The organism is Helicobacter pylori, from assembly GCF_001998165.1.
GTDB classification, from domain to species: domain Bacteria; phylum Campylobacterota; class Campylobacteria; order Campylobacterales; family Helicobacteraceae; genus Helicobacter; species Helicobacter pylori_DL.
This window is the reverse complement of record NZ_MTWR01000179.1, coordinates 1-206: the sequence shown is the minus strand read 5'-3', so window position 1 is coordinate 206 and position 206 is coordinate 1. Positions and strand designations below refer to the sequence as shown.

Annotated in this window: 1 pseudogene; it reads left to right on the top strand. The window is 36.4% G+C overall.

The features are described from left to right. Nucleotides 1-14 precede the first annotated feature (14 nt). A pseudogene (locus tag BZK24_RS08775) lies at nt 15-206 on the top strand (tyrosine--tRNA ligase); the annotation flags it as partial.

The window sequence follows — 206 nt, the reverse complement described above, 5'->3', positions numbered from 1 at the left end:
TTTAAGGAATAAACATGGAACAAAAAATCAGTATCGCCTTAAAAGAGATCAAAAGAGGCGCTAATGAAATCATTGGATTAGAATACATTGAAAAGCTGGTGAGAAAATATTATGAAACCAATGAACGCTTTATCGTTAAGGCCGGTTTTGATCCTACCGCTCCCGATTTGCATTTAGGGCATACGGTATTGATCCAAAAATTGGCT